The sequence below is a fragment of the Flavobacterium chungangense LMG 26729 genome (assembly GCF_000735715.2).
Lineage (GTDB): Bacteria > Bacteroidota > Bacteroidia > Flavobacteriales > Flavobacteriaceae > Flavobacterium > Flavobacterium chungangense.
Map to the genome: position 1 here is coordinate 711640 of NZ_JASY01000001.1, position 23546 is coordinate 735185.

Annotated in this window: 18 protein-coding genes; 13 read left to right on the forward strand and 5 right to left on the reverse strand. The window is 34.1% G+C overall.

Annotated elements, in window-relative coordinates; all coding sequences use genetic code 11:
• Positions 1-4: 4 nt before the first annotated feature.
• From JE46_RS02730 to JE46_RS02775, 10 genes are all read left to right on the forward strand, one after another.
• The gene (locus JE46_RS02730; RefSeq protein WP_031453726.1) at positions 5-820 is read left to right on the forward strand and encodes a DUF4249 domain-containing protein; all 816 of its coding nucleotides are present in this window, start codon (positions 5-7) and stop codon (positions 818-820) included.
• An 11-nt stretch (positions 821-831) separates the two neighbouring features.
• Complete coding sequence (locus JE46_RS02735; protein ID WP_031453727.1) at positions 832-1305, forward strand: GyrI-like domain-containing protein; 474 nt, start codon at positions 832-834, stop codon at positions 1303-1305.
• An 11-nt stretch (positions 1306-1316) separates the two neighbouring features.
• Complete coding sequence (locus JE46_RS02740) at positions 1317-1760, forward strand: DinB family protein (RefSeq protein WP_031453728.1); 444 nt, start codon at positions 1317-1319, stop codon at positions 1758-1760.
• 121 nt (positions 1761-1881) lie between these two features.
• The gene (locus JE46_RS02745; protein ID WP_031453729.1) at positions 1882-2544 is read left to right on the forward strand and encodes a thiamine diphosphokinase; all 663 of its coding nucleotides are present in this window, start codon (positions 1882-1884) and stop codon (positions 2542-2544) included.
• 90 nt (positions 2545-2634) lie between these two features.
• The gene (gene trmD / locus JE46_RS02750) at positions 2635-3309 is read left to right on the forward strand and encodes a tRNA (guanosine(37)-N1)-methyltransferase TrmD (protein ID WP_031453730.1); all 675 of its coding nucleotides are present in this window, start codon (positions 2635-2637) and stop codon (positions 3307-3309) included.
• Between the two features lie 220 nt (positions 3310-3529).
• Entirely contained in the window at positions 3530-3880 is a 351-nt protein-coding gene (rplS, locus tag JE46_RS02755; protein ID WP_031453731.1) for a 50S ribosomal protein L19, read from the forward strand.
• Between the two features lie 278 nt (positions 3881-4158).
• Complete coding sequence (locus tag JE46_RS02760) at positions 4159-6381, forward strand: NADP-dependent isocitrate dehydrogenase (protein ID WP_031453732.1); 2223 nt, start codon at positions 4159-4161, stop codon at positions 6379-6381.
• Positions 6382-6545: 164 nt separating this feature from the next.
• Positions 6546-7136 (forward strand): TetR/AcrR family transcriptional regulator, encoded by a 591-nt coding sequence (locus JE46_RS02765; RefSeq protein ID WP_031453733.1) that lies wholly within the window; start codon positions 6546-6548, stop codon positions 7134-7136.
• 12 nt (positions 7137-7148) lie between these two features.
• Positions 7149-7373, forward strand: coding sequence for a hypothetical protein (locus JE46_RS02770; protein WP_031453734.1), 225 nt, complete (start codon positions 7149-7151; stop codon positions 7371-7373).
• Positions 7374-7380: 7 nt separating this feature from the next.
• A complete protein-coding gene (locus JE46_RS02775) occupies positions 7381-8649 on the forward strand; it encodes an MFS transporter (protein WP_035136369.1) in 1269 nt (422 codons plus the stop codon).
• A gap of 87 nt (positions 8650-8736) precedes the next feature.
• Here the strand turns inward: JE46_RS02775 and JE46_RS02780 are convergent, their stop codons facing one another.
• Together JE46_RS02780 and JE46_RS02785 are read right to left on the reverse strand one after the other, a co-directional pair.
• Positions 8737-10272: a YifB family Mg chelatase-like AAA ATPase gene (locus tag JE46_RS02780; RefSeq protein ID WP_031453736.1), complete on the reverse strand. Its 1536-nt coding sequence runs from the start codon at positions 10270-10272 to the stop codon at positions 8737-8739.
• A gap of 98 nt (positions 10273-10370) precedes the next feature.
• Positions 10371-11345, reverse strand: coding sequence for a Gfo/Idh/MocA family protein (locus tag JE46_RS02785; protein ID WP_031453737.1), 975 nt, complete (start codon positions 11343-11345; stop codon positions 10371-10373).
• Positions 11346-11483: 138 nt separating this feature from the next.
• On the opposite strand from JE46_RS02785, the gene JE46_RS02790 reads away from it, so the two are divergent.
• The 3 genes from JE46_RS02790 (at position 11484) to JE46_RS02800 (ending at position 17488) form a co-directional block, all read left to right on the forward strand.
• Positions 11484-14480 carry an amidohydrolase family protein gene (locus JE46_RS02790; protein WP_031453738.1) on the forward strand — a complete coding sequence of 999 codons (2997 nt, stop codon included), beginning with the start codon at positions 11484-11486 and terminating at the stop codon, positions 14478-14480.
• Between the two features lie 37 nt (positions 14481-14517).
• Positions 14518-15825, forward strand: a complete 1308-nt coding sequence (locus JE46_RS02795; protein ID WP_031453739.1) for an amidohydrolase family protein — start codon at positions 14518-14520, stop codon at positions 15823-15825.
• Positions 15826-16162: 337 nt separating this feature from the next.
• Positions 16163-17488 (forward strand): ammonium transporter, encoded by a 1326-nt coding sequence (locus JE46_RS02800; RefSeq protein ID WP_031453740.1) that lies wholly within the window; start codon positions 16163-16165, stop codon positions 17486-17488.
• Positions 17489-18032: 544 nt separating this feature from the next.
• Here the strand turns inward: JE46_RS02800 and JE46_RS02805 are convergent.
• The 3 genes from JE46_RS02805 to uvrB all read right to left on the reverse strand — a co-directional run bounded on the left by JE46_RS02805 (position 18033) and on the right by uvrB (position 23529).
• Positions 18033-20132 carry a protein-disulfide reductase DsbD family protein gene (locus JE46_RS02805; RefSeq protein WP_051872803.1) on the reverse strand — a complete coding sequence of 700 codons (2100 nt, stop codon included), beginning with the start codon at positions 20130-20132 and terminating at the stop codon, positions 18033-18035.
• Entirely contained in the window at positions 20132-21442 is a 1311-nt protein-coding gene (gene tilS / locus JE46_RS02810) for a tRNA lysidine(34) synthetase TilS (protein WP_031453742.1), read from the reverse strand. Before tilS ends, JE46_RS02805 begins: the two co-directional genes overlap by 1 nt.
• Before the next feature lie 95 nt (positions 21443-21537).
• Positions 21538-23529, reverse strand: coding sequence for an excinuclease ABC subunit UvrB (gene uvrB / locus JE46_RS02815; RefSeq protein ID WP_031453743.1), 1992 nt, complete (start codon positions 23527-23529; stop codon positions 21538-21540).
• Positions 23530-23546 lie beyond the last annotated feature (17 nt).

Below are 23546 nucleotides of genomic sequence, written 5' to 3' on the forward strand. Positions count from 1 at the left end.
AAGTATGAAAAAAGTAATTTTATTTTTGGTGTTTTTTATGTCTGTATTTTTTACAAGCTGTGAAGAAGTAGTTGAGGTTGATTTAGATACTGCTCCTCCAAAATTAGTAATAGAAGCAGCTATCAATTGGAGAAAAGGAACTTCCGGAGCCCAGCAAACTATTAAGCTGACAACTACAACAGGTTATTTTCAAGATGAGATTCCAATAGTTTCAGGAGCAGTTGTTTATGTTAAAAATAATGCTAACCAGCAATTTAATTTTACAGAAGTACCAAATTCCGGAAGATATGTCTGTAATAATTTTAGGCCGGTAATTAACGAGACCTATACCTTGACAGTAATTGCTAAAGGGGATACTTACACAGCTAGTGAAACGCTAAAATCGGTAACTCCAATAACAACTGTTACACAATATGATGCAGGTGCTCTTGCCGGTATTGTAGTTAGAGCTTTTTATAATGACCCGGCAGATGTAGATAATTATTATTTATACAAATATGTATATTCAAATAAAATTACCTCGACTTATTATGCTGATGAAGATAAGTTTTATCAGGGTAACGAATTTTTTAGTGTTTCTGATGACGAGGATTTGAAAGCCGGAGACGAAATTGAAATAACACATTATGGAATTTCAAAGCAATATTACAATTACATGAATATATTAGTAAGCATTGCAGGTAGTAATGTTGGAGGGCCTTTTCAAACTCCGCCGGCAACAGTGAGAGGTAATATTATCAATACAACCGATAAAAGTAATTTTCCGTTAGGTTATTTTTCACTTAGTGAAATAGTTTCAAGAAAATATACTGTTAAATAAGTTAGTTAAAAATGGAAGCAAGAATTGAAATACTAACTGAGAAAAAACTCATTGGTAAACACATCACAATGTCATTTGTCGAAAATAAAACATTTCAGTTATGGAGTAGTTTTATGCCGGATCGAAAAGAAATCAAAACTTCAATTGATTCTAATTTGTATTCGATTGAAGTTTTCTCGGCTGGATATTTTAATAATTTTGATGCTAAAAGAACTTTTAAGAAATGGGCAGCCATGGAAGTTTTGGATTTTAATGAAATTCCATCAGGTATGGAAACTTTGATAATTCCGGACGGACTATATGCCGTTTTCGTTCATGAAGGTCCTGCTATAGAAGGTGATAAGACTTATCGTTTTATTTTTACAGAATGGATCCCAGCTTCCGGTTTCAAAGTTGATGACAGACCTCATTTTGCTGTAATGTCTGAAAATTATCAAAGGGATAATCCAAATTCAGAAGAAATCTGGATCCCTATAAAAAAATAAAGTTTAAAGTTATGCTGATAGAAGTGCTAAGATTACTTTTTAATCGTGATCTCAATAAATTAAAAACCGAAATTGAATTATATGAAACCGATAGTCAGCTTTGGCTAATCGATAAAAATATTTCTAATTCGGCAGGGAATCTTTGCCTGCATTTAATTGGAAATCTAAATACTTACATAGGAGCCGAACTCGGAAAAACGGGTTATGTTAGAGATCGCCCATTGGAATTTTCCTTAAAAAATGTTTCAAAAGAAGAATTGATCAGTAAAATTGACCGGACTATCTTAGTTGTAAATAATGTTCTTGATTCCGTAACCGAAGCCGATTTAGAAAGTATTTATCCGCAAATTGTTTTCGAGAAAGAAATGACAACTGGTTTCTTTTTGGTACACCTTTCTACGCATTTAGCCTATCATTTAGGACAAATCAATTATCACAGACGATTAATTATTTAAGACTACAGATTATAAAACTTAAAATTACATTCTCAAAAATCAGAATCTAAAATTGTTAATCAACATTCAAAAATCTCTTTCTTTTGTACATTTGCATTTCATTCAAAAATAATAATCCAGCATGTCATCACATCATATTGTTCGCGACGATCAGGAACCCGCATTAATTATCGCCAACGGAGCTGCTTGCAATGCTGAATTATTAGGGCAACTGCTCGAATGGTCCCCGCTCGTTATTGTACTCGATTCGGCCATTGAACGTGTTGTAGATTTAGGTATAAAAGTAGATGTGCTTTTGGGAGATTTCGATCGTGGTTTTGATCCTGAAATCTACAAAACTTCACAATTTCCAATAGAAATTGTTCATACACCTGACCAAAACAAGACCGATTTAGAGAAAGCTTTTGATTACCTGATCGATAGAAAAATCCCGGCTGTAAATGTAGTCTGGGCCACAGGAAAACGTGCAGATCATACCATTACTAACCTAACCAATATTGTTCGTTACCGTGATTTGCTTAAAATTGTAATTCTGGACGATCATTCTAAAATATTTCTATTGCCAAACAAATTTGAAAAATGGTACACAGAAAAAACGCCAATTTCCTTGATTCCTATTGGTGTTGTGAGTGGTATTTATTCAACTAATTTAGAGTATTCGCTACAAAATGACACTCTGACAATGGGGTATAGAACAGGAAGCAGCAATTCAGTTGCAAAAGATGGGATTGTTACGATTACCCACAAAAACGGTGATTTATTGCTGATGGAATGTATGGATTAGTCATTGAATTTTGAAATTGACATTGTCGTTTGAATTTGACAAACCTATTTACTTTGTATCTTTGCCACTTAGAACTATTGAAAAAATAAAATGCGAATTGATATTATTACGATTTTGCCGGAATTATTAAAGAGCCCTTTTGAGGCTTCGATTATGAAACGTGCCATAGACAAAGGTCTGGTTGAAGTTTATTTTCATAATTTACGTGACTATACAACCAATAAACAGAAAAGCGTAGATGATTATCCTTTTGGAGGAGGAGCCGGAATGGTAATGACTGTTCAGCCCATTGACGCCTGTATCACGCATTTGAAGAGTGAGCGTGAATATGATGAAATTATCTATATGTCGCCTGACGGTGAAACTTTGAACCAGAAAATGGCTAATACAATGTCGATGTATGAAAATATTATTATTCTATGCGGACATTATAAAGGCGTTGACCAACGCGTTAGGGATCACTTTATAACCAAAGAAATTTCAATTGGTGACTATGTTTTATCAGGGGGAGAATTGGGAGCCTTGGTTTTATCCGATGCTTTGATCAGATTGATTCCTGGTGTTTTAAGTGATGAAACTTCAGCATTAACAGATAGTTTTCAGGATAATTTACTTTCAGGACCTATATATACAAGGCCTGCAGATTATAAAGGATGGAAAGTTCCTGAGGTTTTAACCAGCGGTCATTTTGCAAAAATTGACAAATGGCGTGAGGATATGGCGTATGAACATACTAAAAACAGACGTCCGGATTTATTAGAATAGTCTTAAGTTTTTAAAGTCGAAAGTCATAAAATAAACAATATAGTATCTTCATTTTTAGATCAATAAGACTTTATGGCTTTCAATTTTATGGATTAAAAAATAATTTACAATTTACAATTTATAATTCATAATTATTTTCTACATTTGCACCCGAATTAGACCAACCTCTGGCGAGATCCGTGAATGTTGTTCTAATATAAAAACAATAATTTAAATTATCATGGCAGATTTATTAAAATTCGTTCAGGACGAATTCGTTGCTAGAAAAGATTTCCCTGTTTTTGGAGCTGGAGATACTATCACAGTTTTCTACGAAATTAAAGAGGGTGAAAAAACAAGAACTCAGTTTTTTAAAGGAGTTGTTATTCAAAGAAGAGGTTCTGGTAACACAGAAACTTTTACTATTCGTAAAATGTCTGGTGCTGTTGGTGTAGAGCGTATCTTCCCGGTAAACTTGCCAGCTTTGCAAAAAATTGAAATCAACAAGAAAGGTGCTGTACGTAGAGCTAGAATTTTCTACTTCAGAGAACTTACTGGTAAAAAAGCTAAGATTAGAGATAAAAGAAGATAATCATTTATCTATTTGTTATAAAAAACTCGTTTCAAGTAAGTTGAAACGAGTTTTTTTTTGGAACTTATTTTTGAAATACAAAAATTATAATTTTTTGCAGTAAAAATCATTGATTTAATAATTTAAAGACTTCGAAATAGCAATCTGTTAATTTCAGGATTTCTCTGGAAAACTAAACCGTTTTCGCACTGTTTTTACTATATTTGCTCCGCTCATTTTGAGCCGACTATACCTTGAAAATTGCTGATTCCGGCAATACGATTATAAAAAAAAAAAAAATGACACAGAATTCAAAAATTTTTTACACCTTAACTGATGAGGCGCCATTGTTAGCGACTTATTCTTTACTACCTATTGTTCAGGCTTTTACTGCTACTGCTGGTATTGCTATTGAAACTAGAGATATTTCGCTGGCAGGTAGAATTTTATCTAATTTTCCTGAATCATTAACAGATGCTCAAAAAACAGGAGATGCTTTAGCTGAACTTGGTCAATTGGCAACTCAGCCTGAGGCTAACATTATCAAATTGCCAAACGTTTCTGCATCTGTTCCGCAATTAAAAGCGGCTATTGCAGAATTGCAGTCTCATGGATATAATGTGCCAAATTTCCCGGAAGATCCTCAAAATGATGCTGAAAAGGAAATAAAAGCAAAATATGCTAAAGTATTGGGTTCTGCTGTAAACCCGGTTTTGCGTGAAGGGAACTCTGATCGTAGAGCTCCAAGAGCAGTTAAAAACTTTGCAAAGGCAAATCCACATTCAATGGGTGCATGGTCTGCTGACTCAAAAACTAAGGTTGCTTCTATGACGGGCGGTGATTTTTACGGAAGTGAAAAATCTCTTACTGTTGCTGAAGCTAATGATGTAAAAATTGAATTCGTTTCAAAAGACGGTACAACTACTGTTCTTAAAGCAAGCACTCCGCTAAAAGCAGGTGAAATAATTGACAGCTCTGTTTTAAGTGTAAATAAATTAAAAGCTTTTGCTGCTGAAGCTATTGCTGAAGCTAAAAAAGAAGGTGTTTTGCTTTCTGTACACTTAAAAGCTACAATGATGAAAGTTTCAGATCCAATTATCTTTGGTGCTATCGTTGAAGTTTATTTTGCTGATCTTTTTAAAAAATATGAATCTTTATTCGTTGAATTAAACGTTGATACCAGAAATGGTTTAGGTGATATCTATGCAAAAATTGCAGGAAGAGCTGAACAAGCTGAAGTTGAAGCTGCAATTAATCAGGCAATTGAAAACGGACCAGCTTTGGCAATGGTTAATTCTGATAAAGGAATTACAAACTTACACGTTCCGTCAGACGTAATTGTTGATGCTTCTATGCCGGCAATGATTCGTACATCTGGACAAATGTGGAACAAAGAAGGAAAAGCACAAGATACAATCGCTGTTATCCCGGACCGTTGTTATGCAGGAGTTTATACAGCTACAATTGATTTCTGTAAAAAACACGGGGCTTTTGACCCAAAAACGATGGGAAGTGTTCCTAATGTAGGTTTAATGGCTCAAAAAGCTGAAGAATATGGTTCTCACGACAAAACTTTCCAAATTGCTGCAGATGGAGTTGTTCGTGTTGTAGATAATAAAGGAAATGTTTTAATGGAGCAAAACGTTGAAACAAATGATATCTTTAGAATGTGTCAGGCAAAAGATGCTCCTATCCAGGACTGGGTTAAACTAGCTGTAAACAGAGCTCGTTTATCTGATACTCCAGCCGTTTTCTGGTTAGATGAAAACAGAGCGCATGACAGAGAATTGATCGTTAAAGTTGAAAAATATTTAAAAGATTACGATACGACAAACTTAGATATCCGTATTTTAAACCCGGTTGCTGCAACTGAATTTACATTAGACAGAATCATCAAAGGTTTAGATACAATCTCTGTAACAGGAAACGTATTACGTGATTACTTAACAGATTTATTCCCAATTCTTGAATTAGGAACTTCTGCTAAAATGTTATCTATCGTTCCGTTAATGAACGGTGGTGGATTGTTCGAAACAGGTGCCGGAGGTTCTGCTCCTAAACACGTTGAACAATTTACAGAAGAAGGATATTTACGTTGGGATTCTCTTGGAGAGTTTTTAGCTCTTGGGGCTTCATTAGAACACTTAGGACAAACTTTAGATAATTCTAAAGCTATCGTTTTATCTGAAACTTTAGATCAGGCTAATGATAAATTCCTGGCAAATGATAAATCTCCAGCTCGTAAAGTAGGTCAGATTGATAACCGTGGATCTCACTTCTATTTAGCATTCTACTGGGCTCAGGCTTTGGCTGCTCAGACAAAAGATGCTGAATTAAAATCGATCTTCACTCCAATTGCTGCTGAATTTGAAGCTAACGAAGCTAAAATCGATGCAGAATTAATTGGTGCTCAGGGAAAACCTCAGGATATTGGCGGTTACTATCAGCCAACTCCTAAATTAGTGAGTAAGGCAATGCGTCCAAGCGAAACTTTTAATGCTATTATCGCTAAAATTGCATAATTTAAAAGAGCAATTTTTATTTTTATATAAGAAAAGACAATCAGAGATGGTTGTCTTTTTTTTATGTCTAATGTGGATAAAATAAGTTTATCTGCTTTAAAACATATATAAGTAAGCGAACATTCATTTATATTTAATATATTTGTGCTTATTAAAACAGAAAAATGCGAACAAGAGATCCAAATAAAGAAGATGCTGTAAAACAAAAAGCTATTGAAATGCTCGTAAAATATGGCATTGAAGGCTTTGGGATGAATCGATTGGCAAAAGAAAGCGGTGTTTCTGTAGCGACATTATACATTTACTATTCGGATAAAGAAGATTTGATAAAGAAAATTGGTACAGAAATCGGCCAGACTTTTTTTTGCGAAATGGTGAAAGATTTCTCCCCAACTATGCCTTTTAAAGAAGGTCTGCGGAAACAGTGGGAAAACAGGGCAAGATTTGCTTTAAAAAATCCTTTAAAAGTTGCTTGTTGGGAAGCTTTAAGCCATTCTAGCTATCGGGATGATATTTTAGAAGAAAGCCTTGCGAATTTTAAAAAAACAATGTGGAGTTTTATTGAAAATGCATTAGAAAGAAAGGAACTGCTGCCGATTTCTATTGAAGTATTCTGGAGTGTGGCTTATGGTCCTCTATATGCTTTACTTCGTTTTGAAAATGAAGGAAAAAGTTTTGGAGATACACCTTTTAAGCTCACAGAAGAAAAAATGGATGAGGCATTTGAATTAGTAATAAAAGCACTGACACCTTAATAATCTCCAAATATGGAAAATATACAAAACATATTAGTATTTGCCACCAATATTAGAACGGTTAATGACAAACAATTAATAAGTTGTACACTCAATGAAAATTCTGAAATTCATCAATGGAATATAGATCAGGAAGATATTGATTGCGTTTTACGAGTTGTAAGTGAAACATTATCAGAAGAACAAATAATCAATATTGTTAACAGACATAATTTTAATTGTAGACCATTAGACTAAACTAAAAATGAAAGAACAAAACCAGTCAGTGCCTTTTACCAGTTATCAAAAATTTGCAGTTTTTATACTGGCAATTACTCAGTTTACAGTAATTCTTGATTTTATGGTAATGTCACCGTTAGGAGATATACTTATGAAAGATCTGGATATAAAACCGGCACGTTTTGGCTTAGTGGTTTCTGCTTATGCTTTCAGTGCAGGAATTTCCGGACTTCTTACAGCAGGTTTTGCGGATAAATTCGATCGAAAAAAATTATTGCTATTCTTTTATATTGGTTTTATTGTAGGCACAATTCTATGTGGAATTGTCACTTCTTATGCTTTGCTTGTAGCAGCCAGAATCGTTACGGGTTTATTTGGAGGTGTTATTGGTTCAATCTCTATGGCAATTGTTGCAGATTTATTTACGCTTCAACAACGTGGACGTGTTATGGGTTTTATACAGATGGGTTTTGGGGCAAGTCAAATTTTAGGAATCCCAATTGGATTATATTTTGCTAATGAATGGGGCTGGCATGCTCCGTTTTTATGGGTTGCAGGTATGGCAGCAATCGTGGTAACTCTGATTGGAATTAAATTACAGCCAATAAATAAACATCTTTTGATTCAAAAAGATAAATCAGCTTTTACGCATTTAATTCATACCCTCACCAAAAAGAACTATAGAATTGGATTTACTGCTACTGCCTTACTCTCTGTTGGTGGTTTTATGCTAATGCCTTTTGGTAGTGCTTTTGCCATCAATAATTTGCATATAACACAACATGAGTTACCTATTTTATTCATGATTGCCGGATTATCTACATTAGTAATTATGCCTATTATTGGGAAATTAAGTGACAGTATAGACAAATTCAAAATATTTTCCTTCGCATCTATCTGGACAATCGTTACTGTTGCCCTTTATACCAATCTTAGTGTTACACCACTTTGGTTAGTAGCAATTTTTAATGTATTGATGATGGGTGGAGTAATGAGTCGTATGATACCTTCAACGGCTTTGGTTACTGCGATACCTGTTGTAGAAGACAGAGGTGCTTTTATGAGTATCAATTCTTCTTTACAACAAATAGCAGGAGGAATTGCGGCAGCCTTCGCAGGAATGATTGTTGTTCAAAAAGATAAATTCAGCCCACTGGAACATTATAACACTTTAGGTTTTATCATTATCGGAATTTCGATTTTATCCATACTGCTTATGTTTCGTGTGAGTAAACTGATTAAAAAGAACGCACAAGAAAATGCAGAAAATTTTCCTGTGATTCATGAAGTTTAAGTTTTAATAAAACCGCTTAACATTTAATTGTTTATAAAAAAGACAGCTATTTTTAGACTGTCTTTTTTATAATTGAAATTGTATTGTCTACCCCAGCCAGCCATCACGGTCCAAACTTCGATATTGAATTGCTTCAGCAATGTGCGATGAGACTATTTGAGGTGCAGTATCTAAATCTGCAATGGTTCTGGCAACTTTCAAAATCCGGTCATAAGCTCGTGCTGAAAGATTCAAACGTTCCATGGCAGTCTTCAATAACTCTTTGGATTGTGTGTCAAGAGCGCAATACTCCCGAATTAATTTACTGCTCATCTGTGCATTATAATGAATGTTAGCCATTTTTTCAAATCGGATGGACTGTAATTCACGTGCTGCCGTAACTCTTTCCCTAATGGAAACACTACTTTCTGCTTTTTTGTCATCGGATAATTTTTCGAACGGTACCGGTGTAACTTCAATATGAATATCAATTCGGTCTAGTAAAGGACCTGAAATTTTACTCATATAACGTTGCATTTCATGTGGAGAGGAAGTATTTGGCATTGACGGGTCATTAAAAAAACCGCTCGGACTCGGATTCATACTTGCCACCAGCATAAAAGAGGAAGGGTAGGTTACTGTAAATTTAGCTCTTGAAATCGTAACTTCTCTGTCTTCCAAAGGCTGACGCATCACCTCTAAAACATCTCTTTTAAATTCCGGCAATTCATCTAAAAATAAAACTCCATTATGGGCCATTGAGATTTCTCCGGGCTGAGGATAGCTTCCACCGCCTACAAGGGCAACATTAGAAATAGTATGATGAGGACTTCGAAATGGTCTTTGATTCATTAACCCAACTTCTTTTAATTTACCTGCAACACTATGAATTTTTGTAGTTTCTAACGCTTCTCTCAAGGTCATTGGAGGTAAAATACTAGGTAAACGCTTTGCTAACATTGTTTTTCCTGCACCGGGTGGACCAATCAAAATGATGTTGTGTCCTCCGGCCGCAGCAATTTCCATACAGCGTTTTATACTTTCCTGTCCGCGAACATCAGAAAAATCAAACTCCGGAAAATCTAAGGTTTTATGAAACTCTGCACGGGTATCAATAATTGTGGGTTCTAAAGTTCCTTTTCCTTCAAAGAAATCAATGACTTCCTGAACATTTTCAACTCCGTAAACATCTAGTCCGGCAACTATCGCCGCTTCTTTCACATTTTGTTTTGGAAGAAAAAATCCTTTATAGCCTTCTTCTTTAGCTTTAATAGCAATGGAGAGCGCCCCATTTATGGATTGTAAACCTCCATCCAATGAAAGTTCTCCCATAATAATGTAACGGTCAATTTCAGGTGCTTTTATCTGTTCTGAAGCTATTAAAATTCCAATTGCAAGAGTCAAATCATAAGCAGAGCCTTCCTTGCGCAAGTCAGCAGGAGCCATATTTATGGTTATTTTTTTGCCTGGCAGGTTATATCCGTTATTTTTAAGAGCTGCAGCTATACGATAACTACTTTCTTTTATGGCATTATCAGGTAAACCTACTAAGTGGTAACCAATTCCTTTATCAATATTCACTTCTACTGTTATGGTAGTAGCTTCGACTCCAAAAACAGCGCTTCCAAAAACTTTAATCAGCATACTTTAATATCTTAATTTGTAAATATTTATTTACTTCAGCAAATAAACAAATATTTTAATAAATAAAGTATTACAATTAAAAAAGTTTTGTTTTAAATTTATTCAAATTGTAAGCCAATCTGATTTTTTACTTCTTCAACGATGCTGCTTAAATCTAAACTATTTTGATGTGACCAAAGTTTACTTTCAATTTGATTGTTTTTAATGCAGACATGACATTCAATTGCTTCATGTGCATACCCTTTTCCAATATTTGAAATTCTGAATTTTTCTTCCTCTTCATTTTCAATAATGGAATATCCTTCTGTCATGAACCATGGAGAATCAATGTCAATTCTTCCTTGAGTACCGCTAATGGTAGCTTTCATATCAGAAGCTGAAACTAAACCGGCGTGTAAAACTGACTGAGCAGACTGATATTGTAAAATCATAGTAGTCTGTAAATCGACTCCAGTTGTATGATAAGTTGATTTTGCTAAAATTTCTTCAGGAATTCCGAGTATAATATAGGAAAGGAATAATGGATAAACCCCAATGTCATAAAGAGCTCCGCCTCCTAATTTTTTCTCTGTCAGTCTGACTCCTAACTCACTGTTATAATAAGCAAAATCAGCCTTAAGATATTTAACAGATCCTATTTTACCACTTTCTACTTTTGACATCAGCTCCCGAATTGATGGAATAAATCGAGTCCAAAAAGCTTCCATAAAAAATTTATTGTATTTTTTTGAAGCTTCAATCATTTGAACAGCTTCATAATAGGATAACGATAAAGGCTTTTCGCATAAAACGTGTTTTCCGTTTTGCATTGCCCGAATTGATAATTCGGCATGAGAGTTATGAGGAGTTGCGATATAAATAATATCCACCTGATCGTCTGAGAAAAGTTCATCGTAGGAACCATAAAACTTATCGCAATCATGATTTTTTGCAAATTCATTTGCTTTCGTAATATCTCTCGAGGCTACAGCAATTAATTCAGCTTCCTCAATTAATTTTAAATCAGTTGCAAACTGATTGGCTATATTTCCTAAGCCAATAATTCCCCATCTTATTTTGTTTCTTTTTTTCATATTATTTTGAAAATGATTTAAATTTTAGTCAGATATAAAAGTCTTCTACTTTAAAGGTAAGATTCTGTTCAAATAGAAAAAATTAAACTTGTAGGAATACATATATTTTATATTTTTATAACAAATTATACCTTGTACATGAAAAAAAATATATTACTGCTTTTGTTTGGTTTATTTTTAACAAAAACATTTGCCCAAGATTACTTTCCTGTTAATGAAAGCGTGCATAATAAAAACAATAATTATACAGCTTTTATTAATGCTTCTATTTATGTTACACCTACACAAAAAATTGAAAAAGGAACTTTCCTTATTCAGGATGGTAAAGTAATTGCCGTAGGAAATAATGTGAAAATTCCAAAAAATGCGATTACAATCAATCTCGAGGGCAAGACTATTTATCCTTCATTTATTGATATTTATACTAGTTTTGGAATTGAAAAACCGAGAAAAAATTTAACTCCGGGAAGAGAAGAACTGTCATATGATACTAAAAAAACCGGACATTACTGGAATGAGAGTATACTATCAGAACTAAACGGATATGAAACTTTTAAATACGATCAGCCAAAAGCCGAAGAACTTTTAAAAGCAGGTTTTGGAGTTGTAGGAACTCATATACATGACGGGGTTGCCCAAGGAACAGGGCTTTTGGTTGCTTTGAATAATACAGACGGCAAAAATCAAATCATTTCGAATAAAATAACAAATCACTTTTCTTTTAACAGAAGTGCCTTAACAAATCAGGCTTATCCTAGTTCTTTAATGGGATCTATGGCCTTGCTTCGTCAAATGTATTTTGATTTGGACTGGTACAAAAAAGGAAATTCAGACACGAAAGATTTATCATTGGAAGCTCTAAATGCAAACGAAAAACTGATACAGATTTTTGCGTCAGAAGACAAATTAAATAGCTTAAGAGCTTCTAAAATTGCAAAAGAATTTGGCTTAAACTATATTTTAAAAGGAAGCGGAAATGAATTTGAAAGAATTGAAGAAATCAAAAACACCAATTCAAAATTCATTATTCCGATCAATTTTCCTGAAGCTTATGATGTTTCGAATCCCTATTTATCAAATCAGATAGAATTGGCAGATATGCGTTTTTGGAATCAGGCTCCAACCAATCTAAAAGTGCTTTCTGATAACGGTATTTTATTTGCATTAACAACTGATAAATTGAAAAAAACAGAAGATTTTAGGACCAATCTTCTAAAAGCAATCAAATATGGCTTTGATAAAACAAAAGCTTTGGAGGCATTGACTACTGTTCCGGCAGTACTTTTAGGAAAAAGTAACGAAATTGGAAGTTTGAAAACAGGGAGTTTTGCAAATTTTATAATTACTTCGGGAGAAATTTTTGATGAAAAAACCATTTTATACGAAAACTGGGTTCAGGGTAATAAATATGTAATTAACGATGTTAATTTAAAAGATATTCGTGGCAACTACAATCTGACAATTGGAAATGAAACTTTAAAATGGAAAATTGACGGAACGGCAGAAGCACCAAAATCTGAAATTATTACTAGCGATGCTAAAAAAGTAAAAAATACTTTTTCTGTTTCAAAAAACTGGATTTCACTTTTGATAAAATCAAATGATACTATAAAATCAAATTTCAGCCGTTTAACAGGATTTGTAGAAAATACTAATAATTTCTTTGGAAAAGCTGAATTGTATAATGGTAATCAGGTAAATTGGACAGCTGTAAAAACGGCTACTTTTGTTGCTGTAAAAGATACTGTCAAGCCTGAGAAACCCAATCCAATTATACCTACAACTTTTCCGAATGTTGCTTTTGGAAATACCGAAAAATTAACTGCACAAACTTTATTGTTTAAAAATGCAACCGTTTGGACAAACGAAAAAGACGGAATTTTAACTGAAGCGGATGTTTTGATTAAGAATGGAAAAATTGTTTCGATCGGAAAAAATCTTACGGATGCTTCCGCAACAATTATTGATGCAAAAGGAAAACATCTTACCAGCGGAATTATTGATGAGCATTCTCATATTGCTATTTCAAAAGGTGTAAATGAAATTGGTCATAATTCGACTGCTGAAGTTACTATCGAAGATGTAGTAAATTCTGAAGATATTAATATTTACAGGGATTTAGCAGGAGGTGTAACTATATCACAATTATTACATGGTTCAGCGAATCCGATTGGCGGACGCTCCGCTATTGTAAAATGGAAATGGGGACAATCTCCTGATGAAATGCTTTATAAGAACCAGCCTAAATTTATCAAGTTTGCGTTAGGTGAAAACGTTAAGCAATCCAATTGGGGAAATATCAATCCAACCCGTTTTCCACAGACCAGAATGGGAGTTGAACAAGTTTTTACAGACTATTTTCAACGTGCGAGAGAATATGATGAAAGCTGGAAAAAATTCAATACCAATCCTAAAAAAGAGAAAGCGCCAAGAGTTGATCTGGAGCTACAGACCTTAGCCGAAATTCTGAATAAAAAACGTTTCATAACCTGTCACTCGTATGTAGAGTCAGAAATATTGATGCTGATGAATGTTGCAGATAAATTCAACTTTAACGTTAATACTTTTACCCACATTCTCGAAGGATATAAAGTTGCTGATAAGATGAAAGAACATGGTGTCGGGGCTTCAACTTTCTCAGACTGGTGGGCTTATAAATTTGAAGTAAATGATGCTATTCCCTTCAACGGACCTATTATGCATAATGAAGGATTAGTGGTTGCCTATAATTCAGATGATGCAGAAATGTCAAGAAGACTAAATCAGGAAGCTGCAAAAGCTGTAAAATATGGAAACATTCCTGAAGAAGAAGCCTGGAAATTTGTAACTCTTAATCCTGCAAAACTATTACATATTGATGATAAAGTAGGAAGTATTAAAGTTGGCAAAGATGCTGATTTAGTACTTTGGAGCGATAATCCTTTATCTGTTTACGCTAAAGCAGAAAAAACAATTATCGAAGGCGTGGTTTATTACGATATCGAAAAAGATCTTGAAAAGCAAGAGGCTATTACAAGAGAAAGAAATCAGTTGATTGGGCAAATGCTACAGGAAAAAAATAAAGGTATGAGTACGCAGGATCCAACAAAAAAAGAGAAAAAAGAATATCACTGTGACACTTTGGAGCAATACTAAAGAGTTTAAAAAGATTTTCAAATAAAAAATAATAATTATGATACTTAAAAACGGATATATATTGCTGTTAGCTTTTTTTTCAATAATACAAACCAAAGCACAGCAAGTTCCAGCACCTAAACAGACAAAGTCGGTCCTGATACTGAATGCGACAGCACATCTGGGAAACGGGACGACAATCGAAAACAGCGCCATTGGTTTTAAGGATGGTAAACTCACATTAGTTGCTGATGCTTCAACAATCAGACTTGCAGATAATGCTTATGAAAGCATTATAGATGCAACTGGAAAACACGTGTATCCGGGATTCATAGCTCCAAATTCTACATTAGGATTAGTAGAAATCGATGCGGTAAAATCATCTGATGATCAGGAAGAAATTGGAAGTGTAAATCCAAATGTACGAAGTATCATTGCCTATAATTCAACTTCAAAAGTTACTGAGACTGTTCGTCCAAATGGAATTTTGATTGCTCAGATAGTGCCTCGTGGAGGAAGGATTTCAGGAACATCTTCAATCGTTCAGCTTGATGCCTGGACGTGGCAGGATGCTTTGATAAAAGAAAATGATGGTATTCATTTGAACTTCCCTTCAGGATTCAAAAGAACCGGCAGTTGGTTTGAGCCGGGTATAATTGAACCTAACAAAGATTACTCAACTCAGGTAAATGAAATTAATACTTTTTTTATTAACTCTAAAGCCTATTTAGGAGACTCATCAAAAGAAAGAAATTTAATTTTCGAATCAACTAAAGGTCTTTTTGATGGTACTCAGATTTTGTTTATCCATGCTGATGAAGAAAAGCAAATTATTGATGCTATCCAGTCAGCTAAAGATAACGGAATAAAGAAAATAGTCATTGTGGGAGGTTTTGAAGCTTACAAAACTGCTGATTTATTACAAAAAAATAATATTGGAGTACTTTTAAGACGTGTACATGATATGCCTACAAGTGATGAGCAGGATATCAGGCTGCCTTTTAAAATGGCCAAAATTTTGACTGACAAAGGTATTGTTGTCGGTCTTGAAAACAGCGGAGACAATGAACGTATGAATACACGTAATTTACCGTTTTTGGCAGGAACTTGTGTTGCTTATGGCTTAGATAAGGAAAAAGCATTACAGCTAATAACTTTTAATACTGCTAAATTACTAGGTATTGATACATTTTGCGGATCTTTAGAAACAGGAAAAGATGCCACATTATTTATTTCAGAAGGTGATGCACTGGATATGAGAACGAATAAATTAACTACTGCTTTTATTCAGGGAAGAGCAATTAGTTTAGAAACGCATCAGACAAAATTGTATAAAAAGTATAAAGAAAAGTACAATCAAAAATAATATCATTTTCTTTTAAGAGAGCATCAATTGTAATAATCATTTGGTGCTTTTTTTATTATAATCTGATTGAATTTAGAAAAACACTTATGAAATAGTCGTGAATTCGCTTAAAATCGAAATTATTGCTATTTTTTTTGTAGTAATATATAGCGTTAAAAAGTTTTTGTTAGTATCACTGTATTAATTAATCGTAAATTTTAAGTATGTTTTAACAAATAGGTGCAAAACAAAGGGGTGTAAAATGAAAAATTAACAAAAATTAAGCATTGGGTACTATTTTTAATGGGGGTATTGAATGATTTTATATTTTTATCAAAATTTTTAAAACTAAATAACTATGCGAAAAATTATTTTAAGTGTGATACTGATCACAATTCTGTTACTATCTATTTTTTCTATTTCATTTGTTACTGAATCAAAAACATTAGGGGCTCATGTAGTCGAATTAAAAATGGATACAGGTGATACAGCATGGATGGTTGTTGCAACTGCTTTTGTATTATTGATGACTCCGGGTCTTGGTTTTTTCTACGGAGGTATGGTCGGTAAGAAAAACGTAATTAGTACTATGCTACAAAGTTTTATGGCTATGGTAATTGTTACTATTTTATGGGTAGTTATTGCATTTGGGTTATGCTTTGGGCCATCAATAGGCGGGTTCATTGGAGATCCTACTTCAAATATTTTCTTTCAGGGGGTCAGTGCCAATACGGCCTGGGAGTTAGCACCAACAATTCCTTTTATTCTTTTCGCTTTATTTCAGGCAAAATTTGCGATTATTACACCAGCTTTAATAACAGGAGCATTTGCAGAGCGTGTACGTTTCTGGGCTTATTTGTTATTCATGGTTTTATTCATATTATTGATTTACGCTCCATTATGTCACATGACATGGCATCCTGACGGAATGTTCTTCAAATGGGGAGTTTTAGATTTTGCCGGTGGAACAGTAGTACACATGAGTGCTGGTTGGGCTGCATTAGCAGGAGCTATCTTCTTAGGAAAACGTAAAGTTCAAAAAGTAAATCCAGCGAGAATTACTTATGTATTATTAGGTACAGGTTTATTATGGTTTGGATGGTTTGGTTTCAATGCAGGTTCTGCAGTTGGGGCTGGAAGTCTTGCTGCTCAGGCTTTAGGAACTACAACTGTTGCAGCGGCTTCAGCGGCAATGGCTTGGGTTTTCCTTGATAAAATTTTAGGTCACAAATTATCTGCAATGGGAGCATGTATTGGTGCTGTTGTAGGATTGGTAGCTATTACACCTGCTGCTGGTTTTGTATCTATTCCACACGCTTTAGCAATTGGTATTATTGCAGCTGTAATTAGTAATCTTGTTGTTAGTAAATTTCCTAAAGGAAAAATCGATGATGCTCTTGATGTTTTTGCTTGTCACGGAGTGGGAGGAATGGTAGGAATGTTATTGACAGGTGTTTTCGCATCAAACACTGTAAATTCAGTTGTGGGTGACAATCAAGGATTGATTTTTGGTGATGCAACTTTATTCTTAACGCAATTAAAAGCTTTAGTATTAGTTTCAATCTTTGCTTTTGTAGCTTCATATGCATTATTCTTCATCGTTAATAAAATTACTCCACTAAGAGTTACTGAAGAAAAAGAAGAATTAGGATTAGATATTTCTCAACACGGAGAATACTTATAAGAAGTTAATTTCAACTTTCCTTTAATAGAAAATCCCTCTAAGCTAAAACTTAGAGGGATTTTTGTTTGAATTAATTTCAACCTTTAAAAAAACTTATACATTTTACGATCTAAAACCGCCCAATAAATTCTTACTTTCCAAAATAGACAACCTGTAAAGATTTCTTCAAAATGATTTTTAAATCAGCTGTTAATATAAAATCTATCATTTTTTAGATCACTATTTACCTATCAGATCAGTCCAAAAGAAACCAAGATTGGAGATTATTGAAAACTAACTTATTCATGTAAAAACAAATAAATCAGAAAGTATAATTTGAGTAAAAATATCCTTTGCTAAAACATCAATATTACATTCTATTCTAAAAAATAATATAACATAACATTAAATCTTGCTAAACGTGCGGAATAATTTTAAAGTAAGAAAGATCATTGGCAACTAAAGTGTCGATTTTTTTAAAAAAAATAAGCCACAAATTAAAAGCTTTTACAAATTTCAATGATAAGAAATCCATTTGTGTCTTTTAATCTGTGGCAAAAATAATTTATTTAAAATTCGAAATCCCCTCTTTCAGCCATTGCAAATATTCTTCAGTTGGAACATAGCTAATTGTAGGTTTAGAGCTGTTTAGATTATTTCCTTCTAAATCAGTAATAACATATAAAGGCTGTGTATTGGTTTTGTATTTTGAAATCATAAATTCAGTCCATTTATCTCCAACCGTTTCAATTTTATCTCCCGAAGCTGTTAAAAATTGTTTGTCTGTCGGTAATTCTCTTTTATCATCCACATATAAAGAAATTAAAACTACATCATTTTTTAAGATGGGTAAAACTCTTTCATCAGACCAGACATTGTTTTCCATTTTTCTGCAATTTACACAGGCATATCCTGTAAAATCGAGCATAATAGGTTTGTTAATTGATTTTGCATACGCAAGACCATCTTCATAATCATGAAAAACAACAATTCCATGTGGTCCTAATTCGGCTCCTTTTGGCATGCCTTTTTCAGATGTAGTTGTATTACCGCTTCCTGAACTCCCTACTCCAAAAGGACTTTCACTATATTGTGGCGGCGGCGGAAAAGCACTAATTAATTTCAAAGGAGCTCCCCAAAGACCAGGGATTAAATAAGCTGTAAATACCAGCGTAATTATACCTAAATATAATCTTCCAACAGAAATATGCTGCAACGGACTATCATGAGGCAATGTAATTTTTCCAAATAAATATAATGTCAGGGCTGCAAAAATAGCAATCCAAATGGCTATAAAAACTTCTCTTTCCAGAAAATGCAATTGTAAAACCAAATCGGCATTTGATAAAAATTTAAAAGCCAAAGCTAATTCTAAAAATCCAAGAACAACTTTTACGGTATTTAACCAGCCTCCTGATTTTGGCAATGAATTCAACCATCCTGGAAACATTGCAAATAACATAAACGGAAGAGCTAATGCAGATGAGAATCCCAACATTCCAACAACCGGAGCGATTCCACCATTAGAGGCCGCTTCGACCAATAAGGTTCCGACAATTGGTCCGGTACATGAAAATGAAACGATAGCCAAAGCCAAAGCCATAAATAATATGCCAATTATACCGCCTTTATCTGCCTGCTGATCTGCTTTATTTGCCCATGAATTTGGAAGCATAATTTCAAACGCTCCTAAAAAAGAAGTAGCAAAAATAATCAGTATCACAAAGAAAATCAGGTTAAACCAAACATCTGTTGACAATGCATTTAAAGCATCTGCTCCAAATATCTTTGTTACAATTAATCCTAAAATTACATAAATAGCAATTATAGAAAGCCCGTAAATAATAGCATTACGAATTCCTTTTGCTCTGCTTTTGCTTTGTTTGGTAAAAAAACTTACCGTCATTGGGATCATAGGGAAAACACAAGGTGTCAGCAAGGCTGCAAATCCGGATATAAAAGCAATAAAAAAGATAGACCATAAGCTTCTTGCCGGAGCAGGTTTATCTAAATCGTCTACAACTTTTGCCGTTGCATTATCTATTTTTTCTAATTTAATTACTTTAGAATCTGCTTCTTTTTTAACTACTGTATCAACAACTAAACCTTCTTTTTTGGTTTCGTCCTTTTTAGCTTCTGTTACAGCCGGAACTGTCTCCATTTTAAAAGTTACCGGAATAGCTATTGAGAATTTTTTATTCGAATTGATACAAACCTCTTTACAAACCTGAAAATCAAATTCAACTTCAACTGTTTTTAAATTAGGATTTATTACCTTGATTTCCTGTTCTATATGGGCTTTTCCTTCAAAATAGGTCTCGTTTACTTCAAAAATATCGTTAAACGATGTTTTAGTTTTTCCTTCTTTGGCTTTACCAACTAAATTATAATTTCCTTTTTGGTTTTTAAAAGCAATTTCTAAAGCTAACGGACCGCCTTCCGGAGTAAATTGCGAATACATATGCCAGTCTTTTTCTATAATTCCGTCAAAAATTAAAACGAAATTAGTTTCAGATTTTTTCTCGATTTTAGAAGTCCATTTTACAGGTTCTAAAATCTGGGCATTACTGTTTGCAAAAGCAAAAAAGAAAAACAGTAAAAATAAAATGGATTTACTCCAGAAACTTTTTGGCGTTATAGCCTGACGAGATTGATTAAAGTTCATTATTGCAGTTCTATTTTAAGTATTTTGTTATAGGTGTTTTCTATTTTAAATCGTTCATCCTGCCTTATCCCAATAACCCATACAATTTGATTATTTGAACATAAAAGCCATGTGTTTTCTTTATCAATAAGAGATAACTTCTCATCTTTAAAGAGTTTGCTGATTTTTTTCGATTTTCCATTCATTCCAAAAGGCTGAAAAGAATCGCCTTCTTTCCATTTTCGTAAAATCAGCGGGTACTGAATTTTTTCAGCATCTACAAATATAACTTTATTTGAATCTATAGTTATGTGACTAACGTTACAAAGACTCAACTTTAAGGGAAAATTAACTTCCTGATCATTTTCATTGATTTGAAATTCTTCTATTTCCGACATTTCAACAATCGGACTCAAAATCAATTTTTCTCTATTTTTAAGTAATCGAAATTCTGCCGAAAACACTTGTTTTCCTGATTGTCCGTCTACCAGGTCATAAATATCATTCCATGCCAGAAATCCAAATTCGTTCAGCCATTGATACAAATACGATCTGTAATTAGGTAGTTTTTTAAGCTGTTTTAAATCGAAATGAATTTCATCTCCGCATTCTTTTGCCACTTGCTGATAAATCATAATGGAAGCATCTTCCGCCATTTCGTTAGATTCCTGCAAATAAGATTGTGTTTTTTGGAAAGCCTTCAGGAAATTAGGATTGATTTCTTTTAAAACCGGAACCAGATCATGACGAATTTTATTTCGCAGATATTTATTCGAAGCATTGCTGCTGTCTTCGCGCCATTCGACAGTATTGTCTTTTGCATAATTCAGGATTTCTTCTCTTGAAAAAGGCAAAAGAGGTCGGATAATTTTATCATTTTGTTCAGGAATACCAATAAGACCGTCCAATCCGGTACCACGGCTCAGATTAATAATAAAAGTTTCCAGATTGTCATCAGCATGGTGAGCAGTCAGGATATAATCGAATTTATGGGTTTCCAATAGTTCATAAAACCAGCTGTATCGCAGTTCACGGGCTGCTATCTGGGTAGAAAGTTTGTAGTCTTTTGCAAAAGCTTCGGTATCAAACTGGGTTGTAAAAATGGAGATATTATTTTCTTCACAGTAATTTCGAATGAAATCCTGATCACCAAAACTTTCTAATCCGCGAAGCTGAAAATTACAATGCAAAACGGCAATTTCATATTCTGATTGCTGAAACAAATGCAGTAAAACCATACTGTCTAATCCTCCACTAACAGCAAGAAAGAGCTTTTTATTTTCCAAAAAAGGAAATCTCGCCGAAATATGATTTTTAAATTTTGAAAACATCTGAGAAATTAAAAGATGAATATTTTTAAGAACTGCAAAATTAAGGCTTTTAAGAATAGCCAATTATAAAAAAAAATCAATTGAAAATTTAGAGTTTAAGAAAGCTGATCCTGCAATTTTTTAATATCATCACGCAATTTGGCAGCCTGCAAAAAGTCTAATTCTTTCGCTGCTTTTTCCATCGATTTACGCTTTTCGCGTATTAATTTCTCTAATTCAGATTTTGATAAATAGGCAGTTTCAGGTTCGGCAGCTGCAGGTAAAGTGTGTCCCAATTCATATTCGACCAAAGGATTTTTAGTAAAAGCACTTTCAATTTTTTTGTTTAATGCCTGTGGTGTTAAGCCGTTTTCTGTATTGAAATTAATTTGTTTGGTCCTACGGTAATTGGTTTCATCAATCGTTTTTTGCATACTGGCTGTAATTTTATCAGCATACATAATTGCTTTTCCGTTTATATTTCTGGCTGCACGACCAATAGTCTGGGTTAAAGATCTGTGATTACGAAGAAAACCTTCTTTATCTGCGTCTAAAATAGCGACTAATGAAACCTCGGGTAAATCTAACCCTTCACGAAGCAAATTTACTCCAATCAATACGTCAAAAATACCTTTTCGTAAGTCCTGCATGATTTCGATACGTTCTAATGTATCCACTTCTGAATGAATATAACGGCAGCGAACACCAACTTTAGTTAGATATTTTGCTAATTCTTCTGCCATTCTTTTGGTCAGGGTAGTTACCAAAACCCTTTCATCCAATTCGCAACGTACCTGAATTTCTTCAATTAAGTCATCTATTTGATTTAAACTCGGTCTGACTTCAATAGTTGGATCCAGTAATCCGGTTGGACGAATAATCTGTTCTACATAAATACCATCTGATTTTTGCAATTCGTAATCGGCCGGAGTGGCAGAAACATAAACTACCTGATTTTGCATAGCTTCGAATTCTTCAAATTTCAAAGGTCGGTTATCCATTGCTGCAGGAAGACGGAAACCATATTCTACCAGATTTTCTTTTCGGCTTCGGTCGCCTCCGTACATGGCGTGAACCTGCGAAACCGTTACGTGACTTTCGTCAATTACCATTAAATAATCACTTGGAAAATAGTCCAACAGACAGAAAGGCCTTGTTCCGGCTTCTCTTCCGTCAAGGTAGCGGGAATAATTCTCAATTCCGGAACAATACCCTAATTCCCGAATCATTTCCAGATCGAAATTGGTTCTTTCTTCCAGACGTTTGGCTTCCAAATGTTTGCCTATTTCTTTAAAATAATCAACCTGTTTTACCAAATCCTGCTGAATCTCCCAAATAGCACCCTGTAATACATCTGGAGAAGTCACGAACATGTTGGCCGGATAAATCGTCAGCCTTTTAAATTTTTCTATTACCTGTGAGGTCTTTACATCAAACGATTCAATTTCTTCAATTTCATCTCCAAAAAAGTGAATTCGATAGGCGTCATCGGCATAACTCGGGTATACTTCTACAATATCGCCTTTGATTCGGAAAGTTCCGGGATTAAAATCGGCTTCTGTTCTGGCGTATAAACTTTGTACAAGACTGTGCAATAATTTAGTTCTCGAAATAACCTGATCTCTCGTGATTTCAATAACATTTTTTTGAAATTCCACAGGGTTTCCAATACCGTACAAGCAAGAAACCGAAGCCACTACTAAAATATCCCTGCGTCCTGAAAGTAATGAAGAAGTCGTGCTCAAACGCATTTTTTCAAGCTCTTCATTGATAGATAAATCTTTTTCGATAAAAACACCTGTTACAGGCATAAAAGCTTCCGGCTGATAATAATCGTAGTAGGATACAAAATATTCTACCGCATTATTAGGGAAAAATTGTTTGAATTCAGAGTATAACTGTGCAGCTAAAGTTTTGTTATGTGCCAAAACCAAGGTTGGTTTCTGTACTTCCTGAATCACATTGGCCATTGTAAATGTTTTACCTGACCCCGTTACACCTAATAAAGTTTGATATTTTTCACCATCAACAATACCTTGTGAAAGTTTTTGGATTGCCTGAGGCTGATCTCCTTTTGGACTATATTCTGAGGAAACTTGAAAATTCATTTTTGACAGATGGAATT

Excerpts from the sequence above, each read along its gene's own strand:
- JE46_RS02740 (WP_031453728.1), top strand. The coding sequence starts at position 1,317 with ATGCTGATAGAAGTGCTAAGATTACTTTTTAATCGTGATCTCAATAAA.
- JE46_RS02730 (WP_031453726.1), top strand. The coding sequence starts at position 5 with ATGAAAAAAGTAATTTTATTTTTGGTGTTTTTTATGTCTGTATTTTTT.
- uvrB (WP_031453743.1), bottom strand. The coding sequence starts at position 23,529 with ATGAATTTTCAAGTTTCCTCAGAATATAGTCCAAAAGGAGATCAGCCT.
- JE46_RS02765 (WP_031453733.1), top strand. The coding sequence starts at position 6,546 with ATGCGAACAAGAGATCCAAATAAAGAAGATGCTGTAAAACAAAAAGCT.
- JE46_RS02785 (WP_031453737.1), bottom strand. The coding sequence starts at position 11,345 with ATGAAAAAAAGAAACAAAATAAGATGGGGAATTATTGGCTTAGGAAAT.
- JE46_RS02770 (WP_031453734.1), top strand. The coding sequence starts at position 7,149 with ATGGAAAATATACAAAACATATTAGTATTTGCCACCAATATTAGAACG.
- trmD (WP_031453730.1), top strand. The coding sequence starts at position 2,635 with ATGCGAATTGATATTATTACGATTTTGCCGGAATTATTAAAGAGCCCT.
- JE46_RS02805 (WP_051872803.1), bottom strand. The coding sequence starts at position 20,132 with ATGAACTTTAATCAATCTCGTCAGGCTATAACGCCAAAAAGTTTCTGG.
- rplS (WP_031453731.1), top strand. The coding sequence starts at position 3,530 with ATGGCAGATTTATTAAAATTCGTTCAGGACGAATTCGTTGCTAGAAAA.
- JE46_RS02790 (WP_031453738.1), top strand. The coding sequence starts at position 11,484 with ATGAAAAAAAATATATTACTGCTTTTGTTTGGTTTATTTTTAACAAAA.
- JE46_RS02760 (WP_031453732.1), top strand. The coding sequence starts at position 4,159 with ATGACACAGAATTCAAAAATTTTTTACACCTTAACTGATGAGGCGCCA.
- JE46_RS02745 (WP_031453729.1), top strand. The coding sequence starts at position 1,882 with ATGTCATCACATCATATTGTTCGCGACGATCAGGAACCCGCATTAATT.
- JE46_RS02795 (WP_031453739.1), top strand. The coding sequence starts at position 14,518 with ATGATACTTAAAAACGGATATATATTGCTGTTAGCTTTTTTTTCAATA.
- tilS (WP_031453742.1), bottom strand. The coding sequence starts at position 21,442 with ATGTTTTCAAAATTTAAAAATCATATTTCGGCGAGATTTCCTTTTTTG.
- JE46_RS02735 (WP_031453727.1), top strand. The coding sequence starts at position 832 with ATGGAAGCAAGAATTGAAATACTAACTGAGAAAAAACTCATTGGTAAA.
- JE46_RS02780 (WP_031453736.1), bottom strand. The coding sequence starts at position 10,272 with ATGCTGATTAAAGTTTTTGGAAGCGCTGTTTTTGGAGTCGAAGCTACT.
- JE46_RS02775 (WP_035136369.1), top strand. The coding sequence starts at position 7,381 with ATGAAAGAACAAAACCAGTCAGTGCCTTTTACCAGTTATCAAAAATTT.
- JE46_RS02800 (WP_031453740.1), top strand. The coding sequence starts at position 16,163 with ATGCGAAAAATTATTTTAAGTGTGATACTGATCACAATTCTGTTACTA.